The organism is Photobacterium sp. OFAV2-7, from assembly GCF_022347985.1.
GTDB lineage: Bacteria > Pseudomonadota > Gammaproteobacteria > Enterobacterales > Vibrionaceae > Photobacterium.
The window spans coordinates 1-4,488 of record NZ_JAKRFQ010000403.1 but is presented as its reverse complement, the minus strand read 5'-3'; the positions used below and the strand labels follow the sequence as shown (position 1 = coordinate 4,488).

Genomic DNA, 4,488 nt, shown 5'->3' with positions numbered 1-4,488 from the left:
CTACCTTGATGCTCTGAAATGGTCGATGCTGCCCACTTTGGTTTTGCTGGTATTGCGTAGTCTGGTAAGTGCCTTTGGCGATACGCGGTCGGTGATGATTATGTCGGTGGCAACCGTTGTGCTTAATGTGCCGCTCAGTTACTTGTTTGCCTTCCACTGGGAAATGGGACTGGCTGGTTTGGGTTACGGCACCTCGTTGGCTGCCTTTATCATCATGCTGGGGTACAGCTACTGGGTGTTCAGTCATTCTAAGTACAGCAACTATAACCCGTTGCACAAGCTGCATGAATACCGCCTTGGTACTATGGTACCGCTGCTTGGAATTGGTGTGCCGATCATGATCGCGACTATGCTTGAGCATGCTTTATTCTCGGGAGCTGCTTTACTGGCAGGTACATTGGGGGCTGTCTCTCTGGCTATACACCAAATTGCGATGCAATGCCTGAATCTGTCATGGAACATTGCGTTTGGTCTTTCTCAGGCAGCGTCGATTCTGGTTAGTCAGCATGTCGGCAGCAAGGAGCCGTCGCTGGTTCGTCGTTACGCGTTGCTGGGTTTGTTTACGGTAACGGCAACCAGTGCAGTGATTGGCGTGCTGGTTAGCGTGTGGCCGGAATTCCTGACTCAGGTATTTAGCGTTGAAGGTGACGAGTTGGCGACAGAGCTGGTTGCGGCATTACCAAGCGTGATGATCATGGTTGCCCTGTGTTTTATCGTCGACGCCTGGCAGTTGGCCGCAATCAGTATTTTGCGCGGCATGAAAGTGGTGATTGGTCCGACGATTTCAACGGTCATTGGCTACTGGTTCATTGGTTTGCCAGCGGCGTGGTTGTTAATGAAGCAGATGGGGCTGGAAGGTGTGTGGGCCGGTTTGGGGATTGGACTGGCAGCAACAGGTATTATGCTGGTGATACTTCTGTTCAGGCATTTAACTCACTTCGAACGTCTGGTCAGGAAAGAGCAGCAGGCACAAGGCATTGTCGAAAAAGAAAACGGCGAGGCCGTTGCTTCCGGACAGTCGGCGTTACTGACTTAATTTCACGATAAGCAGTTATGAGCAATCAAGAAAAAGCCGGAATCATTTCCGGCTTTCTTTTGCGTGAAGCATATCGGCGCGAGGTACAGAGATAGCTATTGGGGCTTAGCGCATCCGAAATACATCGGTTTGCTTGTCGTTTTGTACTTCAGCAAAGCTTCGCACGAAAGGGCCTTGTTGGCGTATTTGCGGTGGCAGGCTGTCAATGACTCGTTTGGCCTCACCCTTAGTGGCAAAGTCACCGTATATCACGGCGTACCAGCGATTGCCCAAACTGTGCTTCCAGTTTACCCATATAGGATCCTGGCCTTTGATCTCGCGAATATAGTTTCGGATATCACGCTCTTCACTGAGAGCCAGTACCTGAATAGTAAAACGGTTAGGATCCAGGTGACCATAAGCCTCCTGCGTAGTCATTGCCCCGACACACTGACTTTCAGTGTGTGTCGTCTGTGTGGTCGAACAGCCCGCAATAAATAGTAGCGCCACTAACGCAATAATCTTATGCATCCAATGTCTCCTATAGCTTTCATATTCATTAGATATCTTTTCTAGGCGGCAAGTTTATCAAGAAGGTAAATAATTGACGCATAAAACTAAACCTTGCGGTTTGTTTGCTGCTTTTTGCGTCATCTCGAGTATGAAAACTCATCAATTTCCGGCACTTGCCTAAATACTGTGCATCCATCCAGAAAATACACAGCGTAATAGTGACTATTCTATCCAGTCTCGATTAAACTGTATATACATACAGTATTGTTGGAGAGTGAAATATGACGGTCTTACCTGTTTTTTTAGAGTCGGTGAAATGCGGATTTCCGTCTCCGGCAGACGGACATCAGGAAGATCTGGATTTGGATGATTATCTGATCCGTAATCCTAATGCGACCTTCTTTCTTCGTGCTTCCGGTGACTCCATGGTGGGTGCCGGTATCTATGATGGTGATTTGCTGGTAGTCGATCGGGCTGAGACTGTTGTCCCCGGACGGATTGTGATTGCACGTATTTATGATGAATTCACTTGTAAGCGTGTCGTACGCCGTGACAATAACTGGTGGCTAAAGGCGGAAAATGCCAACTATAAGCCATTTCCCATGCCGGAGGACTCTGAGATCTTTGGCGTTGTTACCCGCAATATCCATAACTTGATGGATTAACAACGATGGCCAAAGATTTTGAGGGCTACCAGAATCAGGTATGGGCACTGGTTGATGCAAAAAGCTTCTATAGCAGCTGTGAGCAACTCTTTGATCCGGCGCTAGCTAATAAACCGGTTGTCGTGTTATCGAACAATGACGGCTGCTGTGTTGCCTTGTCCGCGCAGGCGAAGGCGCTGGGTATCAAGCGGGGCGCGCCCTGGTTCAAAGTGGAGCGAGAGGCTCGAAAGCTGGGCGTTCAGGTCAGAAGCTCGAATTATACCTTGTATGCAGATATGAGCCGCCGCTTTATCGAGGAGCTCTATCAGTTTTCTCCCCATGTTGAGCAGTACTCGATTGATGAAGCCTTTGTTTGCCTGGACGGTCTGGAACACCATGGCCTGACCGGCTATGGAAAAAAGTTGCGGGATGCCATCAAGAAAAATATTGGTTTGCCGGTACGTGTCGGTATCGGGGCCACCCCAACATTGGCTAAGTTAGGCAACGAGGCCGCCAAGCAATATGAAGATCGTGTACAGGGTGTGATTGAGATTGATAACGACTATAAGCGCCGTTGGTTGCTGGAGCGAACCGATATTCAGTCTGTCTGGGGGATTGGCGCCAAAACAGCAACAAGGTTGCGCACTACGGGGATTGGTAATGCGCTGCAGTTGGCAGAGAAAAATTCAGCCGATATGCGTCGGTTATGGAATGTTGGTTTGGCCCGCACAGTACTTGAATTGCAGGGGGTAGCCTGCATTGCTCCCGGTGACATTGATGAAAAAAGAAAGCAGATATTATCCAGCCGAAGCTTTGGTGTCGGTATTAGCAAGCTCGATGAGCTGAAAGCGGCTTTGGCTTTTCACTGCCAGCGAGCAGGAGAGAAGTTACGACAACAAGGGAGTCAGGCAAATGTTGTCAGTGTTTTCTTGCGGACAAACCGTTATAAGAATCTTCCTCAGTACAATAAGACCTGTGTTCGTACGCTGACCTGTCCGAGCCAGGATTCCTATAAGTTTTTAGCATCGGCCTTAGAGCAGCTGGATTGTGTTTACAAGCCGGGATTTGAATACCAGAAGATAGGGGTGATCCTGGACGAGCTGACAGATGCCCAAAATGATAACTTTCAACTCGATATGTTTGATACCAGCGCACTGGAAGAAATGAAACGGCGGGACTTGATGGTAATTACGGATAGGTTGAATGCCCGATTTAAGAACGGTATCAAGCCAGCTTCGGTGATTGGTTCAACCAATTGGCATATGCGCCAGGCTTTCCGGTCGAATCGCTGGACCACAAGGTTGAATGAGCTACAAGTTGCCAAGTGCTAAGGTAGAATGCTTTTATGGTAATGAAAAAAATGGCTTCCGAAGAAGCCATTGAACTTACTAATAAATGACGACTAGTATTCCCAGTGCTCGATACTATGAGCGCCAGAGAATTGGTTAGCGAAGTAATCTTCGCACGTGCCCTCACGCCATACATCGGCGGTTGCGCAGTGGAGGCCGCCTCCGAAGGCATAAGCATCACGTAGGTCTACTGGAATAACTTCAAAGCCAAGCTTATCAAATTGTTCCATTTGTCCTGTTTCGGATGCCTCGACACAAACTGTCTTATGGTCAAGGATCAAGGTGTTCATCGATAGCCAAGTGCTTGAGTAGCAAAGTGGCGGTGGATTATCCCATGCAGGGTTGACGGCCTCGACGATTTCCCAGTCATTTTTCTCAAAGATTTCACGCTGGCCTTTAAATAGCGGGCGATGCGGATTGAGCAGCATCAAGCCAGGGCGAAGCGGACAGAAGGTCGCATCAATGTGAATCGGGTGGTTGTCTTCAAAGCTCAAGGTGTGAACACGATAGCCTTGTGGCTCATATTTACGCTTGATCCAGCGAATACCGGCGAGGTTAGTGGTAAGGCCATGTTGAACAAAGATATCTTTACCCAGGCGCATAACATCTGCGGCATCAAAAAGAATATCGGTTTCTTTTGTGCTGTATTCTTTGCGTAGCGAACGTGCCAAGGTCTCTTCGTCAGTCAAGTGTTCATAGGCTGCAACATAATCCATTCGGAAGCTGTCATCAGATAAGCGCGGACGCGGTGCTTGTTCGATCAGGCACTCTGGATCGGACTCGAAGTATTCGCGAAGCAAATCGACATAAGCTAAATATTCAAAGTAACGGCTACGGAAGCTCATTGGGGCCATAAGGATACTTTTACCCATGGTCAGCAAGCAATCTCGTGGTGGCATAACACCAAACCCGGAACTGATTGTGAAGTCAGGTGTGGTAATACGTTGGTGCCAATCGACGGCTCCCG

At 48.6% G+C, this 4,488-nt stretch carries 5 protein-coding genes; 3 read left to right on the top strand and 2 right to left on the bottom strand.

What is annotated here, in order from left to right; genetic code table 11:
• A partial coding sequence (locus tag MHN01_RS17680; RefSeq protein WP_239412545.1) for an MATE family efflux transporter occupies positions 1-1,036 on the top strand: 1,036 nt, incomplete at its 5' end.
• A 105-nt stretch (positions 1,037-1,141) separates the two neighbouring features.
• Here MHN01_RS17680 and MHN01_RS17675 read toward each other — a convergent pair.
• A complete protein-coding gene (locus tag MHN01_RS17675) occupies positions 1,142-1,546 on the bottom strand; it encodes an SPOR domain-containing protein (protein ID WP_239412544.1) in 405 nt (134 codons plus the stop codon).
• 263 nt (positions 1,547-1,809) lie between these two features.
• On the opposite strand from MHN01_RS17675, the gene MHN01_RS17670 reads away from it, so the two are divergent.
• On the top strand, positions 1,810-2,193 hold the full coding sequence (locus MHN01_RS17670; protein WP_239412543.1) for a LexA family transcriptional regulator: 384 nt from the start codon (positions 1,810-1,812) through the stop codon (positions 2,191-2,193).
• A 5-nt stretch (positions 2,194-2,198) separates the two neighbouring features.
• Positions 2,199-3,503, top strand: coding sequence for a Y-family DNA polymerase (locus tag MHN01_RS17665; protein WP_239412542.1), 1,305 nt, complete (start codon positions 2,199-2,201; stop codon positions 3,501-3,503).
• Positions 3,504-3,574: 71 nt separating this feature from the next.
• Here MHN01_RS17665 and MHN01_RS17660 read toward each other — a convergent pair.
• Positions 3,575-4,488, bottom strand: a 914-nt coding sequence (locus MHN01_RS17660) for a serine/threonine protein kinase (protein ID WP_239412541.1), incomplete at its 5' end; no start/stop codon positions are given.